The 427-nt window shown below is 58.3% G+C and carries 1 protein-coding gene; it reads left to right on the top strand.

Annotated features, from left to right (window positions below; all coding sequences use genetic code 11):
* Nucleotides 1–281 (top strand): hypothetical protein (locus RCF13_RS11790; RefSeq protein ID WP_308141213.1); only part of this gene is annotated, 281 nt, incomplete at its 5' end.
* Nucleotides 282–427 lie beyond the last annotated feature (146 nt).

Here is a 427-nt window from a genome sequence, read left to right as displayed (position 1 = left end):
CGCGCCAGCAGCAGGCCGATAGACTGGGGCGCGCTCAGATTTACCAGCAGACCGGGCAGGGGATCGCTGACTTCCTCCAAGGTGGAGAGATCCCGATGGGTGCAGGTCAGTCATGGGATAACCCGGAAGCACAGCAGACTGTGCCGCCGCCGCCTCAGATGCCAACTGTTCCTGTCCCGAATACGCCAACCCCGACCATTCAGGGCAATCTTTCGCAGCAGCGTTCCGAGCTTTTCCAGAATGCCCGTAACAGTGGCATGCTGACGCCTGGAGGTATGTAATGCCATTTTATGAACCGGCCACCCGCGTTCAAAATCTGACGAACATCGCTCCGGTCGAGGAACCGCAGGACCCATCGTTTGGGGAAACGGTTGGCGCAGCTATCCGCACCGAAAATATCGTTGGTTCGTATCTGTCTTCTCGTGGC

It is taken from the genome of Stenotrophomonas maltophilia group sp. RNC7 (assembly GCF_030910085.1).
GTDB lineage: Bacteria > Pseudomonadota > Gammaproteobacteria > Xanthomonadales > Xanthomonadaceae > Stenotrophomonas > Stenotrophomonas sepilia.
The sequence above is the reverse complement of the archived record's forward strand: the minus strand, read 5'-3'. Positions and strand labels throughout refer to the sequence as shown.